Here is a 578-nt window from a genome sequence, read left to right on the forward strand (position 1 = left end):
TTCACCGTCTCGAAAAGAGAGTATGCTATATCAAATCCATTTTTATAGGGGGGTATTTTATGAATTCATTACAAGAACAATCCATTATTCCTTATAATGTACTGGTAAGCCCGCCAAGGGGCACTGCAGGGAGTCAATTTGGTGATTTTGAGGACCTTATTACTTCCCTAAAAGAAGCATGGGTGGAATTTCAAAAAACAGGTAGTGACAAATTATTAACAACGGTTCTACAGAACGGATTCTCAGCAGCGAGTGGGGGAAGCTTCAATTATCTAGCAGTTTTACAAGCTGGTATAGGAATATTAGGAACAGTTTTAGGCGCTGAAATTCCTGGCGTTGCTGTTGCAGCACCAATTCTCAGCATGGTGATTGGTTGGTTGTGGCCACACAGTAGTAAAGATGATACTCAACAATTGATTAATTTGATTGATGCAGAAATTCAAAAACAGTTGAATCAAGCCTTATCTAATCAGGATAAAAATAATTGGCAGGGGTATTTGAATGCTATTTTTACATTAGCGAGCGAGGCAGCGGACACCGTAGTCGATGCGCAGTTTACTGGCGTACAAGGAGATCAA

General features: G+C 40.1%; 1 protein-coding gene. It reads left to right on the forward strand.

Annotated features, from left to right (window positions below):
• Positions 1-59: 59 nt before the first annotated feature.
• Positions 60-578 (forward strand): hypothetical protein (locus F3I02_RS27125; RefSeq protein WP_196478613.1); only part of this gene is annotated, 519 nt, incomplete at its 3' end.

The organism is Bacillus sp. SRB3LM (assembly GCF_015712745.1).
Classification (GTDB): domain Bacteria; phylum Bacillota; class Bacilli; order Bacillales; family Bacillaceae_G; genus Bacillus_A; species Bacillus_A thuringiensis_K.